Here is a 22,982-nt window from a genome sequence, read left to right on the forward strand (position 1 = left end):
CCTTATCTCTCCCGGTTTCTGAAAATGGGGGGCCGGCAGGCCAGTGCCAGCCAGTTTTCCGCAATGGCGCGGCAATACGCCTCGGATGCGGCGATGTGTTCGGGCAGTTCGTCCAGAAGCCGGTCGATCCAGGCATCGTCAAACTGCCGGCGGTAAGCCACGTAAGTCCCGATTTCATCATCCCTGAACATGGTGATCCACTGCCGGACGGTTTTTTCGTCGACTTCCGGGTGGGGCTGAAAACCATAGGCACGGTGGCCGATCCGGAAACACTGATGGGGGCATTGATCCCCCTGAATCAAGAGGACCGCCGTTTCGGGGAGCGTGAAGGTATCCTCGTGAAAGGCCATCAAGGGGGGCAGGTCGATGCCCCTTAGCAGGGGGTCGCGTTGCCCCTCGCGGGTCAGGCAATGCTGGATGAAACCAAACTCCAGAACGCCGAGTGGCTCGGTGCGTCCCCCATAGGCCCGAGCCAGCAACTGGGCGCCGAGGCAGATCCCGGCCACGGGTTTTTCCTGCCGGTCGAATTGCCGCATCAACGTCATCAGGGCCATGAAGTGAGGACCGGCGGCATCATCGAAAGCGTGTTGCGGTCCGCCGAGAACGACCAACCCATCGAAAGCGTCCGGCGCGACGGGCAGGGCCGCGTTTTCCAGCGGACGGATCGTAGTCAGCATTGCGCCGTGCCGCTGCAGACTGTCGCAGAAATTACCCCCAGGCGCCTGATCACTGTGCTGGACCACCAGGATGCGTGCCCGGCTGCGGGATGTGCTAAACAGGCTCACCGGTTTCCTCCATGCATGCGTGGACAGACACCCGGGTGTCGTAATACGGGGTTCCGTCGCCCACCCGGCTGACCCGGTCCGGGGTCAGACGGTTCAGGCCGTGGCCGGCTTTGATCCAGCCGCCGCGCTCGGCCACCAGACAGTCCGGACGGACGTCTGGATCGATTTTCAAGCGCGCTTTCAACTGGCCTGCCGGGCTGGAAACGATGGCCAACCCATTGTCCCGCAGCCTGCATCCGGCCGCCGTCTGCGGGTGAATCCGGATCACGGGCAGAGGTGAATGCTCGGCAAGGGTTCGTTCCGAACAGAGGAAATGGTGGGGAGCGACGGTTAACAGCGTCAGGGGGTAGTCCGGGACCGACGGTTTGAGGGCTTCAGGATCAAATTCGGTCATGAACTCGAACTTGCCCGAGGCGGTAGGAAAGATTCCGTCCATGTACGGGGCCATGGGGGCCTCCAGACGAAAGGGGCCGATTTTCAATTGCGCCATGCTGCAGCCCTGCCGACGGATCGGTGTGCAGATGTCGTGCAGCCAGTCGTCCACGCTACGTCGGAACTGCCTGGCAAAGGCAAACCGGTCGGCCAAGCCGCAGAACATCTCGAATTCCGACCGGCATTCGCCCACCGGCGCGATGGCCCGGTTGACCGGTCCCACATAGTTGTGGCCGTAAGTGGCCATGACGTCCTGCTCTTCAAGAAACGTAGTTGCCGGCAGGAAAACATGGGCCTGATCGGCGGTATCATCGAGAAAGTGTCCCGAATAGACCACGAATTCGGTATGGGCGAACGCTCTGGCCACCTTGTCCGAGCGGGGGGCCATGCACACCGGATTGGCCGCGGTGACGAAAATCATGCGGATTTCAGGATTGACGGCATTTTGGATTTCATCGCCGATGGCCGGCATCAAAAGGGTGCGCCGGGGGGGATTGAGATGGTCTCCCCAGTACTGCGGATCATAGGGACCGTACTCTTCGAATCCCTGGCTGACGCCGCCTCCGGGAACCCCGATGTTGCCGCAGATGGCCGCCAGGGCGTCGATGGCGCGGATGGAATAGTGGGCGTACTCGTGACGGTGCAGGCCCCAGCCCAGAAGAATGGATGCGGGTTTGCGGACGATGAGCACATCGGCCAAGAAACGCGCATCCGCCCGGCTGACGCCGGCCAGGCGGCAGAGTTCCTCAACGCTGAAACGGTCGAGGAGCGCTTTGAACCGCTCGGCGCCCAGGCAGTGGTTTTCGAGAAACGGCCTGGCTTCAGCTCCCTGGGCGTAGACCTGTTTGGCCGCGGCCATGGCCAGGTAGACGTCCCGGCCCGGCACCGGCGCAATGTGACGGTCAGCCAGGGCCGCGGAGCGGTTTTTGTACGGATCCACGAGGATGATCGTGCCGCCCCGTTTTTTAATCGCCCGGATGATCGGCACCAGGCTGATGTTGGTGGAGACCGGGTTGCGGCCCCACAGGATCATGGCGTTGCTGTTGTAATGATCCAGGGGGTCGTGGGAGATCCGGTCGCCCAGGTCAAGGTTCTGGGACGCCTGCCCGGTGCCGCCGCACAGGGATCCGCGCAGGGTGGTGACACCGCCCAACAGATTGAAAAAATAACGGTTGAGCAATTTAAGGGCGGTCCGTTCACCGTACCCCTGATAGTAGAGGATCGCTTCGGGTCCGTCCGCGTCCACGATGGTGGTGATGGTTTCGGCGATGCGATCGAAAACCTGGTCCCAGGTGGCCCGCTGCCAGGCACCGCTTTTGCGGGTGGTGCGCATCATCGGGTGCCGCACGCGTTCCGGACTGTAGACCCGGTCGATGTAACGGGCGGCCTTGACACAGGTGTGGCCCCGGGTCAGCGGGTGCTTGGTCGCGCCTCTGAGTTTGACCAGCCGGCCCCCTTCGACCACGGCTGTCAGGCCGCAGGTGTTGGGGCAGTCCCGGGTACAGGTGGTGTATATGCATTCAGAGGTTTTCATGGGCAAATGGGCTCGTTTCGGGTTTGGGTTGGGGGGCGCACAGGTTCGTTACCGGTGCCTCCGGGCGCAGGGCCATGCAGCCGCCCTGGCAGGTCCGCATGAATTCGGCGCAGGTCAGACATCCGGGATCGGTACCGGCAAATCGTCTGTCGCGCACCCGATTGGCAAAATGCTGCATCAGCGCGAAGGTGTCGGCAAAGGCGGTGACATCGGGGACCCGCACGTCATGCAGCGGCAGGCAATAGGATGCCGACAGGTCCGGATGAATGTCGATGGACGGATGACAGATGCCGGTAAACTTCATGGAGACCCGTTCAAGAAAGCGGCGCTGCGCCGGCGTCAGGTCGCACAGTCGCAGGCAGCAGTCCAGGCCGGTGCGTATCCCGTGGGCTTCGCATTTCTCGACAAAGGTGACCACGTGGGCCAGGGTATCGCGGACCTGGTCCGAGGTGAAAAATGCATTGGTGCCGTTGCGGCCGGGACGCGAAATATCATAGCGCACCGACCGGACACCATAGTGCCGGGCGGCCTCGATAAGATAATCGTGATCGAGGCCACCCGGTGCGAAGTTTTTGGAAAAGGTGATCCGCGCGCCCTGTGCGGCCAGGCGGGAAAGGGCGGCCTGCAGCTTCCGCCGCTGTGCTGGGGCATATCCGGCGGGGTTGTTGTAGTTGACCACGAAATTGACCACCGATCCGGTCAGGCGGTCGGCCAGGTCCGGGCCGAACAGGCCGTTGGTGAAAAGAATCGGGGCGATCCCCGTGGCGCTGGCCGCCTCGATCATCGCGGCAAGTCCGCCGTGCAGGGTGGGTTCTCCGCCGATAAAGGCTGCCGCCGGAACGTTGGCCCGCCGCATCCAGGCCAGCAGGCGGTTGAAAGTCTCCGTTCGCATGTCATCCGGGTAGAGGTCGGCCAGTTCCCTGGCAAAGCAGTACCCGCAGGCGAGGTTGCAACGGTAGGTGACGAATAGATTGATCATGACGTTAAAATCCGTGCGGATTACAGCGCATAACGGGTATACCGGTTCTGGCAGGGGTTGCCCACGCACAGGTCCATGGTGCCGTCGGCCGGCACCATGACCACCCCGAAGATGGTATGAAAGGCGGTGGTCTCCGCCTCGCCAGGGAACCCGTGGGCACAGATGCAGCGGGGATGGTTCGTGTGATCGCAGGTCAGTTCCATGAGCCGTTCGACGGTGAGTTTTCCTTGGTGACGCCTAAGGAAGCGGTCGGCGACCTGTTTACGGACCATGCTCCCGCCGTGGCTCAGCCAGTTGGGCGTTTCGAAACGGCGCATGGGCTCGCCGACGTAATGATTGGTGTGCGCCGTGGCCCCATCCACGGGCAGCAGATGGTAGTGGCTGGCCGATGTTTCGGCACAGAAGGCGACACCGGACCCGGTCAGTTGGTAGTTCATTCCCGATGCCCGGGGGGAGAATATGATTGTCCCTAAAGCGTCGCCGATGCGTTCGGCGGCTATCGCCTTGCGTATGAGAAACGGATAGATCACACCGGGACGCGCATCCATGGCCACGATCTTGTTGATTACCCCGCCGATGCCGACGGCGTTAAGGCCCACGAGGCCGAGAATGCCGGCCAGGCTTACCACCAACATGGCCGGTCCGGTGGCCGGGGTGATGTGAAGGAGAACCAGAAATTTCTGGTAGTACTTCTCCATGTCGAAGGTCTGGCCAATATATGCCCGTCCATCGGCACTGGCATCGGTGCCGACATTGACGGTGGTACAGCCCCACAGGGCATCAGGCAGAACCCTGGCTCCCAGGTTGGGCGCGCGAAGATCCTCCAGTTCCAGAAATGTGTTAAGGTAAACAATCGCCTCCAGGTCGACGCCTGCCCCGTCGGCAATGCCGCGCAACTCCTGCACGAGATCACCGGAAAACGTCCCCAGAAAACCGATGTTGCGCATGCAGTAATCCATCAGGGTGTGCTGCCCGACCCCGAGAAAGGTGTTGTTGGCCTGGTGTACGGCGGTCACGGAATCGATGAACGCCCGGATCGAATCGCGCATGGCCGTGCCGTGGGCCAGGCCGATTTCATAAGGGGTTCCCGAAAGGTGCAGCAGGGGGATGGCATCAGACATGATCGATTTTCCGTTGGTAAGGGCGATAAAAAATGTTTCCAGTTTTTGCCGGCTGTGTGCGCGGCCCTACAACAGTTCCATGTAGTAATCCCATTCCCAGGGATCGACGCTGTCGTTGAACTCGGGCGTGCCGTAGTTGGCGAACTGCTTCTTGGCGGTTTCGACTTCGAATTTCTTGACCGCCAGGACGAGCTTGACGAATTCGGGGTCGAGCATGGCATGCAATTCATGGTCATCTTCGAATTCGGCGATGGCCTGCTCCAGGCTGGTGGGGAGCATGGGGATATCCGTGCGTTCGTAGGCGATGTCCGTTACCGGTGCCGGCAGCGTCGGGTCGCAACGGATCCCTTCGAGACCGGCCGCCAGACTGCTCAGCGCCAGGAGATACGGGTTGGCGGCACCGCAGGCCAGCCGGTTTTCAAGGTGGGTGCTTTCTCCGCGGCACCCCTTTAAGCGGATACCCACCGTACGGTTTTCCATGCCCCAGGTGGCACTGTGGGGGGCAAAGGAGTTGACCCGGTAGCGTTTGTAACAGTTGATCGTCGGTGCGGTGAAGATCGTATTGGCGCGGGCGTGCTTGAGCAGGCCGGATAGAAACCGCCTGGCCAGGTCCGACAGGCCGTATTCACCATCGGGATCGTTGAAGGCGTTTTTTCCGGTGGCCTTGTCGATGAGGCTCATGTGGAAATGGGAGCCGGAGGCGCTGGCGTTGATGAACGGCTTGGTCATCCAGGTGGCGATATAACCATGCTGCAAGGCCAGTTCCTTGGTGCCCATCTTATAAAGGAACGCGGTGTCGGCAGCGGCCAACCCGTCCTGGTAATAGAGGTTGATCTCCTGCTGGCCGGGGCCGTGTTCGGAGTTCTGGGTAATGATGCGTACCCCGGCCTGGTCCATCTTGCGCATCAGATCGTAAGTGAAGCCGATGTCGAAATTGTTTTTGAGGGTGACGAAAATCGGCTGCCCCGTGTAGACCGGTTGACGCGTCTTCCGGTCCAGCACGTAGAACTCGAATTCGTACCCCAGCCGGCAGATGTAGCCCATGGCATCAAACTCGTTGAGGATCTTCTTCAGCAGCAGGCGGGGTGAGGCCATGGCTGGCGAGCCGTCATACCAGTAGGGGTCGATGGTGATGTTGGCCGTGTTGGGTACCCAGGGCAGAATCGTAAAGGTGGACAGGTCCGGTATCGTGCAGTGATCGGCAAAGGCCACCTCTTCGGCGTAGCCGGTGCCGGTGGGGACCATGGACTGGATGTCGAGTCCAAGAAGGCCTCCATAGAAATTCAGACCGTTGTCGATGTAATCGGTAAAGCAGCCCACCGGTACGGTTTTGCTTCGGGAGACGCCATGCAGGTCGGCCTGTTCGAAACGGATAAAGTGAATATCGTTATCACGAATACGCTTCTTGATGCTGTTCAGGATCCCATTGGTGGTGGTGGTCGTCATGGCGGCTTTTCTTTCACAATTAGGGAGTAATGATGTTCGCCGGCTGAAATCCGGCGGGTGATTTGCTGCGCGTCCGTCTGTCAGTTACACTCAGTCGATATCAATTCGTGTGCCATGCTTATCTATTTTTATAAGTATTTTTAAATCGATTAGTTATCGTTTTTGGAAATGTGGGCACCACTTTTGCTTGGTATATTTGCGTATCGAATTCTTAAAAATGAGAATCAGTCATGAGAATGAACCGGTGTCCCGGTGGCTGCAATGGTGGGCAGCCGCTTGAATCCGGTACCGCCCGGTGGGCCCGGGAAGGACAGTCCGGCCGGGCGGCAAACGACAATAATGAAGCGTTTGTTTACAGAATCGTCGGTTCCGTCGACAAAGATGTCGCCCGGGAAGGCGGTGAATCGCCCATGCCGGCGTACGAACACGACCTGCCATGCGCGGGTCAACGATTGCGTGGACCGCATGCCCAGTGATTTCCAGCAATTTGCCAGACACAGTGCCGATGCCCTGGCCAGCCTGACCGCAGACGGGCGCATCCTTTTTGCTAATCCGCGTTTTGTCGGCCTTTTTGCGCAGGATGGCGGCGGCCCGGCGGATTGCCTTGACCGCCTGCAACTGTCCCCTGAGGTCATTGCACTGCTGCTCGATCATCTGCGTATGGTGCATCAAAGCGGTGCGGAAAACGAATTTTCCATCCAGTCGGGCATCTGTGGCGCGGACGAGGTGTTTGATTGCCGCATCGTTCCCGTTATCCGCTCCGGGCATGATGCGGGGCTGATTCTTGAACTCAAAGGGCCGAAAGCACCGGCTATCGGCGACCGGCAGGGACATCCGGCCGCCGTAACACCGTGCCGGGAAGGGGACAACTTTTTCCGTGTCCTGGATAAATTTCCGGCGTTTGTCTACATGCAGCGCAAGGACTACACGGTGGCCTATGCCAACGAGAAAGTCCGTGACCTCTATGGCGAAACCGAGTCCCGGCTGTGCTATGAAGTTTTTGCCGGACGCTCCACCCCCTGCCCGGTCTGCCCGACCTTTGAGGTGTTTGACATCGGCCGCTCCATTGAATGGGAATTTGTCGACGAAAAGAACCGTACGTTCCGGATCTATGACTATCCCTTTGCCGCTGAAACCGGTGAGCCGCTGGTCATGGAACTGGGCATCGATGTTACGGACCTCAAGCGGGTCGAAAAGGAGCTTTTTCAGGCCCAGAAGCTGCGGGCCATCGGTGTGCTGGCGGCCGGACTGGCTCACGATCTCAACAACAACCTGGTGCCCATCATTTTCAATATCGATCATGCCGTGGCCCGAATCAGCGATCCGGACGCCGCTGAACCGTTGTCCGAAGCCCTGCAGGCCGCTTACCGGGCGGCCAGGTTGGTCGAGCAGGTTCTCGAGTACAGCCGCCAGCAGGCGGTCAGCCGGGCACCGCTGCATCTGGTGCCGCTCATCGAGGCGTCCCTGTCCGCGTTCCGGCGGACACTGAACGCGGACATTCGGCTGAATGCCCGGCTCGATGCCGCCCATGACTGCATTTCGGCCAACCCGGCACAGATGCAGCAGCTGATTTCCAATCTGTTGCGCAATGCCGAGCAAGCCATGCCCGACGGCGGAACGATTTCAATCTCCCTCCAGGATAACGATGATCATGACGACGACGGCGCCGGCGATTTTTTTCCCCATACCGAATCCGACATGGGGGCGCTGCGGCTGACCATCCGGGATACGGGCAGCGGAATTGCCGCCGAGAACGTCGAGCAAATTTTCGAACCCTTTTTCACCACCAAGAAATCGCGGGGCGGGACCGGTATGGGACTGGCGGTGGTATATTCCATCGTCAGCGGCAGTCGGGGAACGATCCGTGTCGAGAGCGAACCGGGAAAGGGGAGCACGTTCATTCTCGATTTTCCCAAGTCTGTGCGGCCGGCGACCGCACCGGCGGCCCAGCCGTGCGCCGCTCCGGGCGAAAGGCAGCGCCTGCTGGTTGTCGATGACGACCCGGGTGCGCTGTCGGCCATGGCCCGAACCCTTCGCCAGGCCCGTTTCGAGGTGGAGACGGCGGTCAATGCCGAGGACGGCTTTTGTAAGTTTGCCCGGGACCCCGGCCGTTTTGGGCTGATCCTCGCCGATCAGTCCATGCCCGGAACCAGCGGCATCGAGATGTCGGCCAAGATGCGGGCACTGGATAAAAAGGCACGGATCATCATCTGTACCGGGTATGTGCAACCGGCGCTTGAAAAATCCGCCAGGCGCCAGGGGATCCTCGACTTTGCCATCAAACCCATGTCTCCGGCAGCCCTGGTGGAACTGGTACGGCGATACTGTGCCTGAACCGGTCGGCAGGAATGTCCATGGCCAAGAGGCATAATTTCGCCACCACAACCTGAAACGCTCAAGGAAATCCGTCGATGGCCAGAATTCTCGTTGTTGATGATGATGTGCTGATTCAGAAAAGCTTTTCCCGACTCTTCACCGCCATGGGGCACGACGTGCGGCTTGCCGGCAGCCTGGCGGTGGCCGAGAGGCAAGCCCGCGACGGGGTTGACGTGGTTTATCTTGACCTGGACCTTCCCGACGGCAGTGGCGTCAGAGCCATTGATGCCTTTTCCGCCGTTCGCGGCCGGCCCGAGGTGATCGTCATCACCGGGATGGGATCCCTTTACGGCGCGGAGAGAACGCTGCAGAGCAATGTCTGGGATTACATCACCAAACCGGCGTCACCGCAACTCATCCGTGAAACGCTGCAGGGGGTTCTGCAGTACCGCAAGGAATCCAGGAGAGCGACCGCCGAGGCCGTATCACGTTTCGATCGCTGTGGCATTGTGGGCACGGGGCCGTCCATGCGGCAAATGCTGCATCAGCTTGAAAAAGCGGCCAGGAGCGACGCGAGTGTATTGGTTTCCGGGGAAACGGGAGTTGGCAAGGAAGTCACCGCCAGGGCGATCCATGCCAACAGCTGCCGCCGTTCGGCGCCTTTTGTCGTGGTCGACTGCTCCAATATGACCGATACGCTGATCGAAAGCATGCTGTATGGACATTCCCGGGGTGCGTTTACCGGCGCCCATGTGCAGCGCAAGGGGTTGGTTGCCGAGGCGGACGGCGGAACCCTCTTTCTGGACGAGGTCGGTGAGTTGTCTCCGTCACTGCAGAAATCATTTCTGCGGGTGCTTCAGGAACGGCGTTACAGGCCGGTGGGTGCCATTCACGAACATGCCAGTGACTTCCGGCTGGTTGCGGCCACCAACCGCGATCTGGGGAAAATGGCGGCGGAAGGGACATTCCGTAGCGACCTGCTCTTCCGGATCCGCACGGTCGAGATCGTTGTTCCGCCATTGCGTGACCGGGGGGACGACCGGCAACAACTGGCCGAGCATTTTATCGACCGGTTTTGCGACCGCTACGGGCTTGGCGGAAAGACGTTGACCGATGAACTGACCACGGTCATCGACGGATACCGCTGGCCCGGCAACGTTCGCGAGTTGTCCGGCGCCATGGAAGCGGCGGTGATCAACGCGGGTGAATCTCCGACGATTTACCCGAAACACCTGCCCGCCAGTGTGCGTTTCAGTTTTCTGCATGCTCGTCATGCACCGCACGACCCGGGACGGGGTCAGGTCTCCCGGCCAGCGGCCGGTGGACCGCCCCCGCAACAGGAAATCGTTTCCTATCAGGAGCATAAGCGGAACCAGGACCGAATCTACTTTTCGCAGCTGATGGAAGCGCTGGACTATGATATCGCCACGGCCAGTCAGGTATCGGGCCTGAGCGTGCCGACGATTTACCGGTATTTGTCACTGACCGGGATCCCGACCCGAAAAGGACGCCATTAGCCCGCCACCGTAGCGTTTCCTGCACATTTCATAAGAAGGGTTGGCCGAAATCGCTGATTCCGGTTATCCGCGTGCTGCTTGCCGGCCTGGAACGAACCCGTTGCCGTTGCTCATACGCCGGAAATGGGTTTTTCCATTTTAGCCTGACCGGCAAGGTGACGATACTGTATGAAAGGAAAAATACCAGCTTCATGGAAGACGTTTCGATGCCAATCCGGAAAAACCGATTTTTTACTGTGCCCGTACCTGTCAAAGGACGCGATAACCCATGAGCGCACCGTTGATCGAAGAATTCTTGACCGGTGCCAACGAGGACATTCGCGATCTTGCCAACAATGAGGCGGTTTTGGTCGGTTTCCTTACGCTCCTGGCGGAACTGGATGGCTTGCCGGATTTGGAAACCCGGTTTTACGAGACGTCGCGGAGCCTCTACCAGGTTACCGCAACGGGCCATTCCATGGATTCGTTGAACTCCTGTCTCTCTGCATTTTTCGGCAAACCGCAAAAATCTGCCGGGAAAAGACTCCCCGTGGGCCTGCGATTCGATCCGGTGGTGAAACACCTGGGCGGGATCCGCAAGGATCAGGCGTTGTTTCTGAAAAAACTGAAACACGGATCATTTTACGGTGCCTTGTGGCCCTGGCAACAGGAGCGGGAAAAAATCGAGATTCACCTGGGCTTCCATTCGTCCGGCATGGATGCTGGGGACTATGCCCGAATGGGCAGCATGGTTCAGAAATTCATAGGTCAACGAAAGATTGAAACCGTTGCCGGTGTGGGCGGCGAGATCCACGGCATCAGTTTGCCGTCATTTCTGCAGATGTCGGAAATGGAGGAGGCCACCTACACCCTGAAAGTGGTCAGCGGTGATCGGGTTGGCTATCTTTATCTCGATGGCGGCAGCCTCATTGCCGCACAGTACGAATCGCTCTCCGGCAGTGATGCGGCCTATCGCATCATCAGTTGGGAAAAGGCATCCATTCAGATTGAAGCGGTTGATCCCGGGCGGGTCAGAGAGATTCATGAACCGCTGATGCACGTGATGATGGAGAGCCTCAAACTCAAGGATGAAACCGGTGAGGATTTGCCTTCCCAGACACCTGCGCCGCCGTCATCCCCCCAAAAAAGGAGACCCACAGGCCCTCCATCACCGGCATCCGAGGTCTCCCGGAAAGAACAGACGCCCCCAAAAAAGGCGACGGCGGCGACTCCGAAAAAATTGCCTGACCAGGAACCGCCTGCCGTCGGTGGTGATCCGGTTCTGGCGCAAGAACCGATCGCCCCATTCGAGAAGCCTGCCGATCGTTCTGCGGCAAAGCAGGGCCGCATGCGGCGGACGACCAAAATACTTTTATTTATTTTGGTGCTTACCATTGTGGCGGCAGCCGTGGTCGGCGGTGGAACGATATTCCATCAGACCCAGAAGAATCAACGCTATGAGCAGTTGATGGCCGATCTGGCGGTTTCCAAGGAACTTGACGCCCAGATCGTTCTTCTGATGCAGTATATCAAGGCCTATCCCAAGGATGGGCACCGGACGGAGCTGGAGACCCGCCTGGAGGTGGCCAGTGTGGAGATGGAGAAACGGGATTACGACAAAACCGTTCTATCGGTCAGTCAGCTTCCCATTGATGAAAAATATGAGAAAAAGGCGCTTTCCCTGTATACTGCCTTTCTGGCGAAATATCCCCAGAGTCCCTATGTCCGCCAGATCAATGCGTCCATCACCGGGATCCGCCAGCTGCTGGGAACGGCCTACTATGAAGACCTGAAGCGAAATTCTCCCGCCGACTTGATGGAGCGGTACGTCGCCTATCAGGAATATCTCGATCAGTTTCCCAACAGCGCCGAGCGCCAGTCCGTCGAGCAGATGATCACGGAACTGTCCGACGCATACGCGGGTGCCATTGAAGGACAAATGGCTGCCTGTGAAACCAAGGGCAAATGGGACAATTGCATTGCCGAGTGCGATCGATTCTTGTCCGTCCTTGCGGACAAGCCGGCGGCGGAAACGGTCCGCCGGTTGCGAACAGTAATGCTAGATAAGCAGGAGCTGGCCAATATCGTCAACATGGCGCAACAGGTTGCCGGTGACTGGACCAAGGCGCGCAAGGCATATACCGATTATCTGGAAAGAAGGCCGGGCACGACACAGAGAGCGGCCCTTGAAAAGCGTATTGCGGCGTTTGATGACGAACTCGCCCGCCAGCGGCAGTGGGAGAAAATGGCCGCCTATGCAGGCGACCCCACCCGGGATATCTTCAAGCGCGTCCAACGCCTGGAGCGGTATATCGCAGACCATGGAAAAGGACCTTACGCGGCACCGGCCATAAACTTGAGAGAGCGCCTGCAAGCGGACCTTGAGAACGCCATTCACGAGCAGCAGATGGCCAAAAAACGTCAGCAGGCCCTTGCCCGACAGCAGGCCGAAAAAGCGCGTCAGCAAAAAGCCCTGCAGCGCATTCAACACCTGCAGGAACAGGTCGCCCGGCAACTGCGGCCGGTGGCCGGCCGTTTTCATGACAACGGCGACGGTACGGCGACCGATCAAGTGACCGGATTGACCTGGTCCCTGCTGGACTCAACCATGGTTCTGGGAACGTGCATCGATTACCGAACGGCCCAGAAATACGTCAGCCAGCTGAAAACCGGCGGCCATTCGGGCTGGCGACTTCCCACCGCCGGCGAACTGGCCGCCATCTATAAGAATGCCCCTTTCTTTCCACAAACCGAGACCGAGTGGTACTGGACCTCGGAATCCTTTGCCCGAGGGTATCACCGGGTGGTAGATGTGGTCACCACGACCCGGGAAACCGTTTTTCAGCGCGTCTCGAAACCCGAAGACCGTTGCGGCGCGGTTCGTGCGGTCCGCCGCTAAACCGGAAGTCATCACAAGCGTTCCTTCTAATGATGGTGAGGATTGGTATTTATGCATTGAAAAAAAATCCATTTGGGTTTATATCTGCTTCGATTTTTCATCGAAACAAAGCCCAGATTAGAAAATTGAGGAGGGGAGAGCGTATGCGTAGCGTATCGTATGTGGGGGTGGTGTTGCTCATCGGTATTGTTGCCTGTGCCTCGTTAGGGATCGCCGTTGCCGGAGAAGAGGAGATGTGTGTTCCCTTGGGGATGATTGAGCTTCAGCCACCGGATTCAGTGGAGGCCAGGCGGGTCGAAGTGGCGTTTCCGCATGGAAGCCATATGGGGCTTGCTTGTAAAAATTGCCATCATACCTGGGAAGGGGCTGCGCCGGTTACCGGTTGCATGACCAGTGGGTGCCATGATCTGGAATCGTTACCCAGGAAAGCCGATTCCCATACCGTAGACAAGGCGCAGGCCTTCCGGTACTATAAGAATGCCTACCATGGTCAATGCATCGGATGCCATAAAACCATGAAGATTGAAATTCAGGAGATGGCCAATACGCTTGCTTCCATCGATGGGAAGCTGCCCACGACCGGTCCCACCGGTTGTATCGAGTGCCATCCCAAAGAGTAAAATTGCGTTTTCCGGCCATCGGTGTCCTTCCGGTTAACCGCCGACAAAAAGCTGGCAACGGGCGGAAAGCGGTGGCGAGGAAGGGGTGAGCCGCTTTCGACACTGACGGCGTTTCCCCCGGTTCCATGGCCAATACGGGCAGATCAAAACATAACCCTCCAGCCGGATAACGGCGGGGGGTTTTCAATTCATGAATCCAAAACAGCCAAGCCGGCCACAATGACCGGCTTGGCTGCGTAATCAGTAAGGCTGGCGGAAATCAGGCGTCTTTGCGAATTCCGCGTTCGAACAACTCGAACGCCGTGGCCAGGGTGGACTTCAGATAGTCCTTGTCCGCAGTGATGATCTTCTTGCTGGCTTCCCACAAGACGACGCCGGAAAACATGGCCCAGAAGATGTCGGCCAGGGCGACGGGATGACGATCGATATAAATCCCCTGGTCGATTCCCTCCTCAAAAATTTTGGAAATGGCACCAATGGATTTTTGTGACAGATTCTTGATTTCGTCCAGCAGGGTGTCGGAAAGGTTTTTGAGGGTCTCGCTGGATTGGAGATGGAACATGTTGATGATGATAAGCGGGTCAAAGTCATAAACGTCGTACATGGCGTCCATGAGTGCTTTGAGTTTCTGATCCGGAGCAAGGCCGGCCTCCTTGTTGACATGGGAGACCCGAATATGCAGGTACTGGAGGATTCGCAGCGATAAGGAGGCGTAGAGTTCTTCCTTGTTCTTGAAATAGAGGTAGAGGGTGCCCGGACTCAGCTCTGCCTCTTTGGCGATGTCCTCCATGGTGGCTTTGTTGAACCCTTTTTCGGAAAACACCCGTTTTGCCGCAACAATAATTTGCTGGCGTCGTCGTTCTCTTTCTCTTTCCTTGCGTTCTTGAATACCCATAATAGACTTGTTTCCTGAATATAATTTATTTCGAAAATGAATTCATATTGAATAATTGAAGGATGGTCAAGGAAAAATTCCCGAATAAGACAAGGAAAAAATCCCGATATGTTTGATTTGGACTAACCGTAAGATTGGCGAAAAGAGGTGAATGAAAAATTCTTTTATCAAATAAAATTAAACAATGCTAATTCCATAACGCCAAAAGTCAACGCGCCTGACGCATAATTTTCTAACCCAAAAAAAGTTTATGGGGTTGTAAAAAATAACCATCTGGGTTGAACGCGATAAAAATCATGCAAATCAGCTGTGGATGGCATCAGCGGACGAAACGGCGCCTCCGGCGGTCTGGAGATCCGCCGCCTTGATCCGTAAACACTTACCCCATGAATACGGAAAGAATATTATTGCGGGCATTGACATGCTGGATGGTGACCTGGACCAGGTCCTCGGGTTTCAAATCGATACCGCTGGATTGGGGCAGGTTGCACTCGATCATGTAGCTTTTCAGCAAAACGGCGTATGCGTTGCGCCGCCGCTGCAAAACAATGGCTTCTTCCTTTTCTCCGATGCGCCCCTCAAGGTACTTGAGCAGCCAGTAACGGTTTCTGCGGAATTGAATCCGGCCCACATCCGCCATGGGGCGGGCCAGTTGCTCGATAATCGCTTCGATTTCAGTTTTGGAATAGGGGGCTTCGAGCCCCAGGCCCGCCCGTAACTGGCGTTGGGTGACCAGATCAAAGTATTTGCGGATGGGGGAACTGGCGGTCACATAGGCGTCCAGGCCCAGTCCGCAATGATGGTCGGGCGTTGGGCTGAGGACAAAACGGTTGAGTTGTTTGCGTTGCATCCAGTTCTGAAACAGGGTGCCGGTGCCGTTTTTGAGAATTCGGCTTTTGGGTTTCGGTTGGGATCTGAAAATTGCCGGGATATCATTTTCTGCCAGGAATTTTGCCGACAGCCAGTTGGACAGAATCATCATTTCGGCGATCAGCATCCGTCCGGGACTTTCCCGGTTCACCCGATTGACCATGGGAACGCCGGTTTCATCCAGCCAGACGTTGATCTCCGGAAGGATGATCTGGATGGCGCCCTGGCTCAACCGTTTTTCCCTGAACCGGATGGCGATATCGTGGAGCCGTTCGATGGCGTCACTGGTGTCGGCGCTCATGTTGGCTTCAAAATAGCTGAGTTGGTGATCGACGCGAATGATGGAAGGGAATATGTCGTAACTGATGATGTCGCCGGTACGGCTGACCTTCACCATGGTGCTGATGGCTGGCCGGATATGCCCCTTTTTCAGGCTCAGTCGGTTTTCCGCGAGCACGGGTGGTGCCATGCTGATCCGGTTGTCGGGCAGATAGATGGAACTGCCGCGGGAGAGGGCTTCCTGATCCAAACGATCGCCCTTTTTGATGAACTGGGCCACATCGGAGATGTGGATGCCCACGAGAAGATGGTCATTTCGGATTTCTATGCTCAGGGCATCGTCAAAGTCTAGGGTTGACTGGCCGTCGATCGTGAGGGTCGGCAGGTGGGTCAGATCCACCCGTCCGGTTTTCCTCAGGGCGTCGTCGGATAGCGTTGATATGGATTGGGCCAGGTCAAGGGCTCCCGCTGAAAAATCGGTGGGAATATGGTAACGCAAAAGATCCACGTTCTCATCCACACACCATTCTCCCACTGCCACCAGATGGTTGAAAAGTCCGTCAATGGCCTTCAGTTCGGCGTTTTTCATGATCGCCCTGGCCGTTTCACAATGGGGGCTGTCTTTCTCAAACAGAAAATAGGATTTAAATATTTCCGAAAGCTCCTGGTGCCGCTCCGGCCGGGAATCCATCGAGCCTGAGCGAACAGCGTTGATCCAGGCGGCGCCGGACGCGATGAGCCGCTGCTGGCGGGCCGCCTTCTCTTCAAGGGCAATGATGGCGGCCAGCTCTTCTTCGGTATAGGGTCGGAAGCGATCCGGCTTGAATTTAAAATGATGACGGCTTTTAAACATTGCCCGGATGACACCGGATTCATGGTCATCATCCATATCGGTCGGAAAGCAGAGGCCGGTCATGGTATTCAGGTCGATCCAACCTGGCTCCGGGCTCAGCACATCCCAAAGTTCGGCAATATCGATCTGGTCGGCGAGGGCGATTCGCTTTTCGGCAATTGCCCTCAGATGTTCCACCAGTCGGTTGCGGCCCAATGACAGGTCCAGACGCATTTTGGATCGATGACACAGCCGTTGAAACGCGATTTTTACTTCCCGATTGTTTTCCGTTAGCAGTTGCAACCGCTGGTTGCCACCTTCCATCACAACGGCGCAAATGATTTTTTGGTCATCAATATATTCTACAATTTCACCTGATTCCATAGCGAATGGTATTAACAACCCTCCTGATGAAAGTCAACGCATGACGGATAAGGCTGGGGAAAGAAATAATTCCGCCAGCCTAAGTAACAAAAAGGCAGAGCGCTTGGCCCTGCCTTGTGCAAATGGATGAGTGGTAATGTACGTTAGTTTACCGCATCCTTAAGCGCTTTTGCGGGGACGAATTTCGGGACTATTCTGGCCTCAATCTTGATTTCGGCACCGGTTTGGGGATTTCGCCCGGTGCGGGCTTCGCGCTTGGCGGTTTTGAAACTGCCAAAACCGGCAATTTGAACCGTATCGTTGCTTTTCAGTGCATCGACGACAGCACCGAAGACGCAATCGATCACTTCCTGGGCCTGCTTTTTGGTTGAAACCAGTTTTGCTACTTCGTTAACCAAATCACCTTTATTCATCGTTCATTCTCCTTCATTTAAATGGATTCCCATAAGGCCGGTTAAGGTGGCCACCTATAACTGCAATTGCCCTGTCCGTCAAGAGATTATAAGGATTTGGCGAGTCCGGTGAAAACTGCTCCCGGCGTGTCCAATGCGGGTCAGCCGGCCGTCCCGTCAGTGAAAAAGCGAGTGTTGGAAAGAGTATTTCAGCGTTAGGCGCAATAAGTTCCAGGAAGCAGTCGCGTAGGTATAAATTTATCAATAATACAATGGGTTGAAAGTGATATGGCAACGCTCGGCTCTCGCTGTCAGGCGGGAAAGAACGTAATTAAGACCGCCGTCAGCGAAACAGCCTACCGGAAAGGCGCCAGTTCAAATCGCCAGCGCCTGGCCCCATCCTGGTCCGGATTGTCCGTTTCGGCAATGGACAGCCGCTTGAAGTCCTCCTGAAGCACGGTTTTGGCATGTGGCCCAGTAACTTTGGTCCCCGAAAAGACCGTTCCGGCGATCTTGACAATGGCCAGGCCGGTACTGGTTTTCTGCGCTTCATTGATTTTGTCGAGCCGTTCGTTTAACTCACCGATATCCGCTAATATTTCTGCAACCGTCTTTTCCGTATCGGCAATTTCCAGTTTGACGGTATCATCCTCCTCCATGAGTCGGGCCACTTCGGTGTCAAGGGCGGACTGTTTGGATTTCAGCTCCTGGAGGGTGTTTTTCAATTTTTGCAGGGTCTCCTTTCCCTGCTTCAAGCCCACGTCCTTGATTTTTTTCTGCAGGCGGCGGCGTTGAACCATGTATCTGTCCTGCTCCTGGGCCACCTCTCCCAGATGGGTATTGATCTCATCGGAGTGGTCGTTGAGTCCGTCAACCCGCTCGGTCAGTTTTTCCTGCTCCGTTTTGAGCCCCTGAATTTCTGCTTTGATGGCGTCGGCTTCCCGTTCCAGTTGACGATCAATACCGACCGTCAGCTCGCTGGGTCGTGCCGCTTCCGTACCGATATCCATGGTGATAATTCCCATTTTTGCGGAAATGGTCGATGCGATAATGGTGCCGTCGTTGATCAGACAGCGCCCGTTGGCTTCAATGAAAGATTCGATGATTTCCCTTTCCACGGCGATGTCGCCAGTGGCAATGATGTCGGTACTTTTGATATGACCGGCCTTCAGATTTCCGTTGCAGCAGATGGTGGCCCCAAAGATGCCGTTTTCGGCAAAGACATCCCCATCGATGTCGATCTCGGCCTCCTGAATCTCCTTGGCCCGCAGGCTGCCGCCTTTTACCCGGTAATCCTTCTCGATGGTGCCCTCGACTTCGATATGGCCGTCAAATTCTACATGCCCGGTTTCAAGCGAGATGTCCCCTTGGATGTGGAGCGTCGGCATTACGGCGAGTTCGCCACTGGGGGACAGCTTGGGCATGCCTGAAAGACTGGCATGGACCTGCATGCCATCTTCTGATCGTCGGGCACCTTTTCCGCATCTGAAACGGTATTCGCGGGCTTTGGGAACCGGTATCTGCTTTCCATAGATATCCATGCCCTCCTTTCCTTTGGGGCCTGGTATTTTCTCGGCGAGTAACGCTCCCTCCTTTACCTGGGGCAGTTGACCGCGATTTTTCCAGTCCATCAGGCCATCTTCGGTCAACGTGCCGATTTTCATCGGATCCGTGTCAAAGTGGTATTCGATTTGCGGAGGCGCATCGGGCACCGGAGGGGTGCCGGACGCGATGGCCCACTCCTCATTGACCCCCAGTTCGCCGGCAAGCAGTGCCTCTATTTCTTTCTCATCGGCAATCCCGTGAAGAATGCCCATGTTATGCAGCATGATTTTTACATCCTTCACCTCAAGGGTGGTAATCGGGGGGGCGACCTTGAGATAAACGGTGGCTGTCAATTTGTCTTTGGCGATGCGGATTTCAAGGGGGGCCGGCATCTTTTGGGGCGCACCGTCGGGACGCTTTTTTTTCGGCGTTTTGCCGGTGGCCTCGGCCCCGTCCCCCGCACCGTCGATCTCCTTTTGCATCTGGAGAATTTCATCACGCTGGTCAGGCGTAAGGACACCCATTTCGATCAGAATTTCGCCGATGGGCATATTCACATTGGCTTTTTCAAAAATCCGCGCCTGGACGACCACCGCCCGGTCCACGTTACTTTGGTCCACCATGTTCATCTCTACGGCAATTACACCAAAATGGTTGCGTTTCGCTTCTTCTGCAGTCATGGCCGTTTTCCCGATATCACAGATCTGTTTTGCGGATGCGGTAGAACCCGTGTTACACCTCAATCGTAAGCTGGATTTAGAATCGGATTCCCAACTGAAAACTTTAGCCCCCGGCTGGGTTGGAAGATCCGAAAAGCGTATATCGTGTTAATGTAACATGAATTCCTGCGGAAATAGGTATTTTATTTCATATTGCCGATGAACAGGGATACATCTGAAATAGGACGAAACTTTTATATTGGTCTGATATTAAAAGGAAAATTGTCGTTTCTAAACGTGCTTGGAGAATCGGCATTTATTTTGCTTACAGACAACGTGTGAAGCGGCGGCGGGTACTGGACCGTGCGCTTGCCGAGAATGGCGTTGTCGATGGTTGTTGAATTCATGTTGGAATTGGTTGGATTGATCTTCATGCCGCTTCACCCCTTTGTATTTTTCAGGACCCCATCGTTATGTACTTTGCGGCGTGGGAAATGGATCAGCGCGATACCGGTGTCATTCCCAGGCTGAGGTACTTGGCGGCAAGGTCGACATAAAGCTGCTTTCCGTAAGTCCACATGGCCTCATCGCGGTCATTGATCGGTCTCACGACCCTGGCTGGGTTTCCGGCCGCAACGACATTGTCGGGAATTGCCTGATTTGATTTGACCACGCTGCCTTCGGCCACAATGCTGCCCTCACCGACCTGGCTGAAGAGGCTGACGATCGCTCCCATGCCAATAACGGCCAGATCGCCAATGGACTTGGCATGCAGGATTGCACCGTGGCCCATGGTCACCCGACGCCCGATGGTTTGCGTATCATCAGGTGGTGCGTGAATGATTACCCCTTCCTCCACCGCCGTTTCATTGCCGATAACGATCCGGCCGTAATCGCCACGAAGAATGGCACCATGACCGATGTAACAGTTTTCGCCGATAACGACATCACCGATAATTTGAGCCAGTTCGCTGATATAGGTCGTTTTCCCGATTTGTGGCCGTCGTCCATCAAATTGATACAGCATGCCTTTCCTTTCTACGAATTTGTCTGAAATACGTCGTTTGGCGGGTCCATCACGGTTCTGGCTGCCCCTTATTCCCAGGACCGGGAGGACTCACGGGGCTGTCCGGTCAGGCGGCGGTGTCGGGTATCGCCGGTCGGACTTTAAAAATCCGCTCTTTACGGATCTGTACGCTACCGGGTTTCGCCCCCCTGGGTTTGGTTACATGGCAGGCCAGGGTCCCGGAAACGGCAACCACGCCACCGGTGCGGGCCTTGCTGTGGTAGGCGGCAATGGCGGCCGCCCGGTTAAGGGTTTCCCGGTCGGGCGGCCGGTCTTTTTCGATCACCAATACCACATGGCTGCCGGGCATGCCACGCACATGGAACCACCAGTCATTGGCACCGGCCACCTTCAGGCTGAGACGGTCGTTGTCCGCATCGGTTTTGCCCGCCATCACGCGGAAACCGCCGGGCAGGCGATATTCCCAGACCCGCGGCGGGGCCGGTGGGTCCGACCGTGCGGGCTTTTTTCTCAAAACAGTCTCCTCGGTAAAGTTGACCTCCCTTGGGCCGATAAAAGGAGTAACCTATGCTATTGCGAACACAAATTCAAAGCTTTTTCGTGATCATTGAGATGGCCGGGACGCGGTGCATCGGGTGAAACAGGTTGCGTTTGGTATTAAATACTGTGAGTAAATGCTCATCAGATGGGATTCCTATTGACTGGATTGGAACAGGCATGCTTGGTCGATCGTTGATTTTTTTTACCGCTGTCGCCCTGCTGGCCGTTACCGGTCCGGCCGCCGCAGACATTCTTATCCTCAAGTCGGGTGAGATGTTTGAGACCCAAAAAACCTGGACGGAAAACGGGCAGGTGTATTTCTATAAAGGCGGACGCCAGGTGAGTGTCGCCGAGGACCAGGTGGAACGCATGATTCATGCGCCCGTATCGGCAAAGCCCGCCGCGCCAACGGTGGCTGTTCCTGCACTTCCCGATCTTCAACTGCCATCCCGCGGCACGGCCGAAGATCAGGGGGGCGACATACCCGCCCCCGGCGGGGATGCCGGTTTTATCGAACTGAAATGGGGACAGCCACCGTCGCAGATCAGGGGCCTGGTCCTGGTGGAGACGGATCCGGCTTACGGCGGGGTCAATCAGTATTCCCGGCCGCAACGAGCTGCCCGTTTCGGCCGGGCCAGTGTGGACAATATTTTTTACGGGTTCTGGCGAGGCAGACTTTTCACCATTCTCGTTGAGGTCAGCAATTACCTCGATTTTACGGCTTTAAAGGCCGAAGCCGTTCGCCGATACGGTCAGGGGCGACACGAGGCGTCGAATCTTGACCGCTATCGGTGGTCGGATGCGACCACCGACCGGTTTCTTACCTATGACGAGGCTTCCGGAACAGGCTATCTATGGATGCGATCCCGGACCCTGCAAAACGAAATCGCGGCGCTGTATCCCGAATAGGTCGAGGGCCGATCAGCTGCCCGATTGCGGGTGAAGCCGGCTGATCACCGATACCGGTTTGTCGATCAGCTTCTGATTGAGCATGATCGTTTCGGTTTGCTGCCAGGCGGCCGTGTCGATATGGCCGATGGGGATCGATGGATCGGGCTGGATCATCTGACGGGTAACGGCCAACTGGCGTCGCATGACCTCGTCTGCGGTGTCCCGGTCGTGTTCGGCCACGGCGGTAATGGTGGCCTCTTCATTGGCCGGGTCCATGGCGGCCTGCCATCCGTCCAAAAGGGCACGGGTGAATTGAAGAACGGTTTCCGGGTGCTGGTCGAGCATTTTCCGGGATGTCACCACACTGTTGGCCACGAAACGGACCCCGTAGCGGGACGGATCGAAAAAGGCCACAGTCTCGCCGCCGGCCTTGAGCTTGTCCGCCAGAAAAATACCCTGGGTGTTGCGATAGACCGGCCAGACGGCGACCTGTTTTTGGAAAAATGGGGTGTAGTCGTAGCGCACACTGGCCAGTTTGACCTGGCCGGCATCCATGCCGGCGGATGCCAACAGGGCGCGCATGATGGTTTCGTCATTGCCGCCATAGGTGATGCCCACCGTATGACCGGCCAGATCCTCGACCTTGGTCAGGGAAAAATCCGCCGCCCGGTAGATCCATTGCAGGGGATTGACCTGAAACAGCTGGGCCACCACCACCACCGACGCCCCCTTGGCCAGCGCCCGGATGACCTGATCGGCCGAGGCCACGCCGAACTGGGCATAGCCCAGCTCCAGTTCCCGGATCGCATCCCGTTCCGGCCCACCGGCCTTGACCTCAACCTCCAGGCCCGCTCGCTCGAAGAAGCCCTGCTGCCGGGCGACCACATCCCCGGCGGTACTGGCGTTGATCAGCCATTTGAGGCGATAGGCGATCGGTTCCCCGGCCGTTGCGGTTCCGGCGGTGGGAATGCTGCCGCCGATGATCAGCAGCAGGGTCCAGATGGCAAGACGATAGAGGGCGCAATGTGAATGCATGGTTT

At 57.0% G+C, this 22,982-nt stretch carries 18 protein-coding genes; 6 read left to right on the plus strand and 12 right to left on the minus strand.

Annotated elements, in window-relative coordinates; translation table 11 throughout:
• Window positions 1-2: 2 nt before the first annotated feature.
• The 5 genes from GN112_RS22050 to GN112_RS22070 all read right to left on the minus strand — a co-directional run bounded on the left by GN112_RS22050 (window position 3) and on the right by GN112_RS22070 (window position 6,297).
• Entirely contained in the window at window positions 3-785 is a 783-nt protein-coding gene (locus tag GN112_RS22050) for a type 1 glutamine amidotransferase (protein WP_155312191.1), read from the minus strand.
• Window positions 772-2,751 (minus strand): molybdopterin-containing oxidoreductase family protein, encoded by a 1,980-nt coding sequence (locus tag GN112_RS22055; protein WP_155312192.1) that lies wholly within the window; start codon window positions 2,749-2,751, stop codon window positions 772-774. Before GN112_RS22055 ends, GN112_RS22050 begins: the two co-directional genes overlap by 14 nt.
• Entirely contained in the window at window positions 2,738-3,730 is a 993-nt protein-coding gene (locus GN112_RS22060) for a radical SAM protein (RefSeq protein WP_155312193.1), read from the minus strand. Before GN112_RS22060 ends, GN112_RS22055 begins: the two co-directional genes overlap by 14 nt.
• 20 nt (window positions 3,731-3,750) lie before the next feature.
• Entirely contained in the window at window positions 3,751-4,851 is a 1,101-nt protein-coding gene (locus tag GN112_RS22065) for a C45 family autoproteolytic acyltransferase/hydrolase (RefSeq protein ID WP_155312194.1), read from the minus strand.
• Between the two features lie 66 nt (window positions 4,852-4,917).
• Window positions 4,918-6,297, minus strand: coding sequence for a glutamine synthetase family protein (locus GN112_RS22070; protein ID WP_155312195.1), 1,380 nt, complete (start codon window positions 6,295-6,297; stop codon window positions 4,918-4,920).
• A gap of 230 nt (window positions 6,298-6,527) precedes the next feature.
• Between GN112_RS22070 and GN112_RS22075 the strand changes: the two genes are divergently transcribed.
• The 5 genes from GN112_RS22075 to GN112_RS22095 all read left to right on the plus strand — a co-directional run bounded on the left by GN112_RS22075 (window position 6,528) and on the right by GN112_RS22095 (window position 13,628).
• Window positions 6,528-6,773: a hypothetical protein gene (locus tag GN112_RS22075; RefSeq protein ID WP_155312196.1), complete on the plus strand. Its 246-nt coding sequence runs from the start codon at window positions 6,528-6,530 to the stop codon at window positions 6,771-6,773.
• Window positions 6,763-8,631 carry a PAS domain-containing hybrid sensor histidine kinase/response regulator gene (locus GN112_RS22080; RefSeq protein WP_155312197.1) on the plus strand — a complete coding sequence of 623 codons (1,869 nt, stop codon included), beginning with the start codon at window positions 6,763-6,765 and terminating at the stop codon, window positions 8,629-8,631. The genes GN112_RS22075 and GN112_RS22080 overlap by 11 nt, the downstream gene beginning before the upstream one ends.
• A gap of 77 nt (window positions 8,632-8,708) precedes the next feature.
• Window positions 8,709-10,130, plus strand: a complete 1,422-nt coding sequence (locus GN112_RS22085; RefSeq protein WP_155312198.1) for a sigma-54-dependent transcriptional regulator — start codon at window positions 8,709-8,711, stop codon at window positions 10,128-10,130.
• Between the two features lie 268 nt (window positions 10,131-10,398).
• Window positions 10,399-13,008, plus strand: coding sequence for an Lcl domain-containing protein (locus tag GN112_RS22090; RefSeq protein ID WP_155312199.1), 2,610 nt, complete (start codon window positions 10,399-10,401; stop codon window positions 13,006-13,008).
• A gap of 143 nt (window positions 13,009-13,151) precedes the next feature.
• Complete coding sequence (locus tag GN112_RS22095) at window positions 13,152-13,628, plus strand: cytochrome c3 family protein (RefSeq protein WP_162459067.1); 477 nt, start codon at window positions 13,152-13,154, stop codon at window positions 13,626-13,628.
• 259 nt (window positions 13,629-13,887) lie between these two features.
• Here the strand turns inward: GN112_RS22095 and GN112_RS22100 are convergent, their stop codons facing one another.
• From GN112_RS22100 to GN112_RS22125, 6 genes are all read right to left on the minus strand, one after another.
• Window positions 13,888-14,523, minus strand: a complete 636-nt coding sequence (locus GN112_RS22100; protein ID WP_155312201.1) for a TetR/AcrR family transcriptional regulator — start codon at window positions 14,521-14,523, stop codon at window positions 13,888-13,890.
• A gap of 379 nt (window positions 14,524-14,902) precedes the next feature.
• The gene (locus GN112_RS22105; protein ID WP_231717092.1) at window positions 14,903-16,807 is read right to left on the minus strand and encodes a ribonuclease catalytic domain-containing protein; all 1,905 of its coding nucleotides are present in this window, start codon (window positions 16,805-16,807) and stop codon (window positions 14,903-14,905) included.
• Window positions 16,808-17,031: 224 nt separating this feature from the next.
• On the minus strand, window positions 17,032-17,301 hold the full coding sequence (locus GN112_RS22110; RefSeq protein WP_155312203.1) for an HU family DNA-binding protein: 270 nt from the start codon (window positions 17,299-17,301) through the stop codon (window positions 17,032-17,034).
• Window positions 17,302-17,636: 335 nt separating this feature from the next.
• Window positions 17,637-19,505, minus strand: a complete 1,869-nt coding sequence (locus tag GN112_RS22115) for a FapA family protein (protein ID WP_155312204.1) — start codon at window positions 19,503-19,505, stop codon at window positions 17,637-17,639.
• A 478-nt stretch (window positions 19,506-19,983) separates the two neighbouring features.
• On the minus strand, window positions 19,984-20,511 hold the full coding sequence (locus GN112_RS22120; RefSeq protein WP_155312205.1) for a gamma carbonic anhydrase family protein: 528 nt from the start codon (window positions 20,509-20,511) through the stop codon (window positions 19,984-19,986).
• Between the two features lie 106 nt (window positions 20,512-20,617).
• Window positions 20,618-21,025, minus strand: coding sequence for an NFACT RNA binding domain-containing protein (locus GN112_RS22125; RefSeq protein WP_179955472.1), 408 nt, complete (start codon window positions 21,023-21,025; stop codon window positions 20,618-20,620).
• Window positions 21,026-21,228: 203 nt separating this feature from the next.
• Here GN112_RS22125 and GN112_RS22130 point away from each other — a divergent pair, with 203 nt between their 5' ends.
• Entirely contained in the window at window positions 21,229-21,960 is a 732-nt protein-coding gene (locus GN112_RS22130) for a hypothetical protein (RefSeq protein ID WP_155312206.1), read from the plus strand.
• A gap of 12 nt (window positions 21,961-21,972) precedes the next feature.
• Here GN112_RS22130 and GN112_RS22135 read toward each other — a convergent pair whose 3' ends face one another.
• Window positions 21,973-22,977 (minus strand): ABC transporter substrate-binding protein, encoded by a 1,005-nt coding sequence (locus tag GN112_RS22135; RefSeq protein WP_155312207.1) that lies wholly within the window; start codon window positions 22,975-22,977, stop codon window positions 21,973-21,975.
• Window positions 22,978-22,982 lie beyond the last annotated feature (5 nt).

This window comes from Desulfosarcina ovata subsp. ovata, assembly GCF_009689005.1.
In the GTDB taxonomy this organism is placed as follows: Bacteria; Desulfobacterota; Desulfobacteria; order Desulfobacterales; family Desulfosarcinaceae; genus Desulfosarcina; species Desulfosarcina ovata.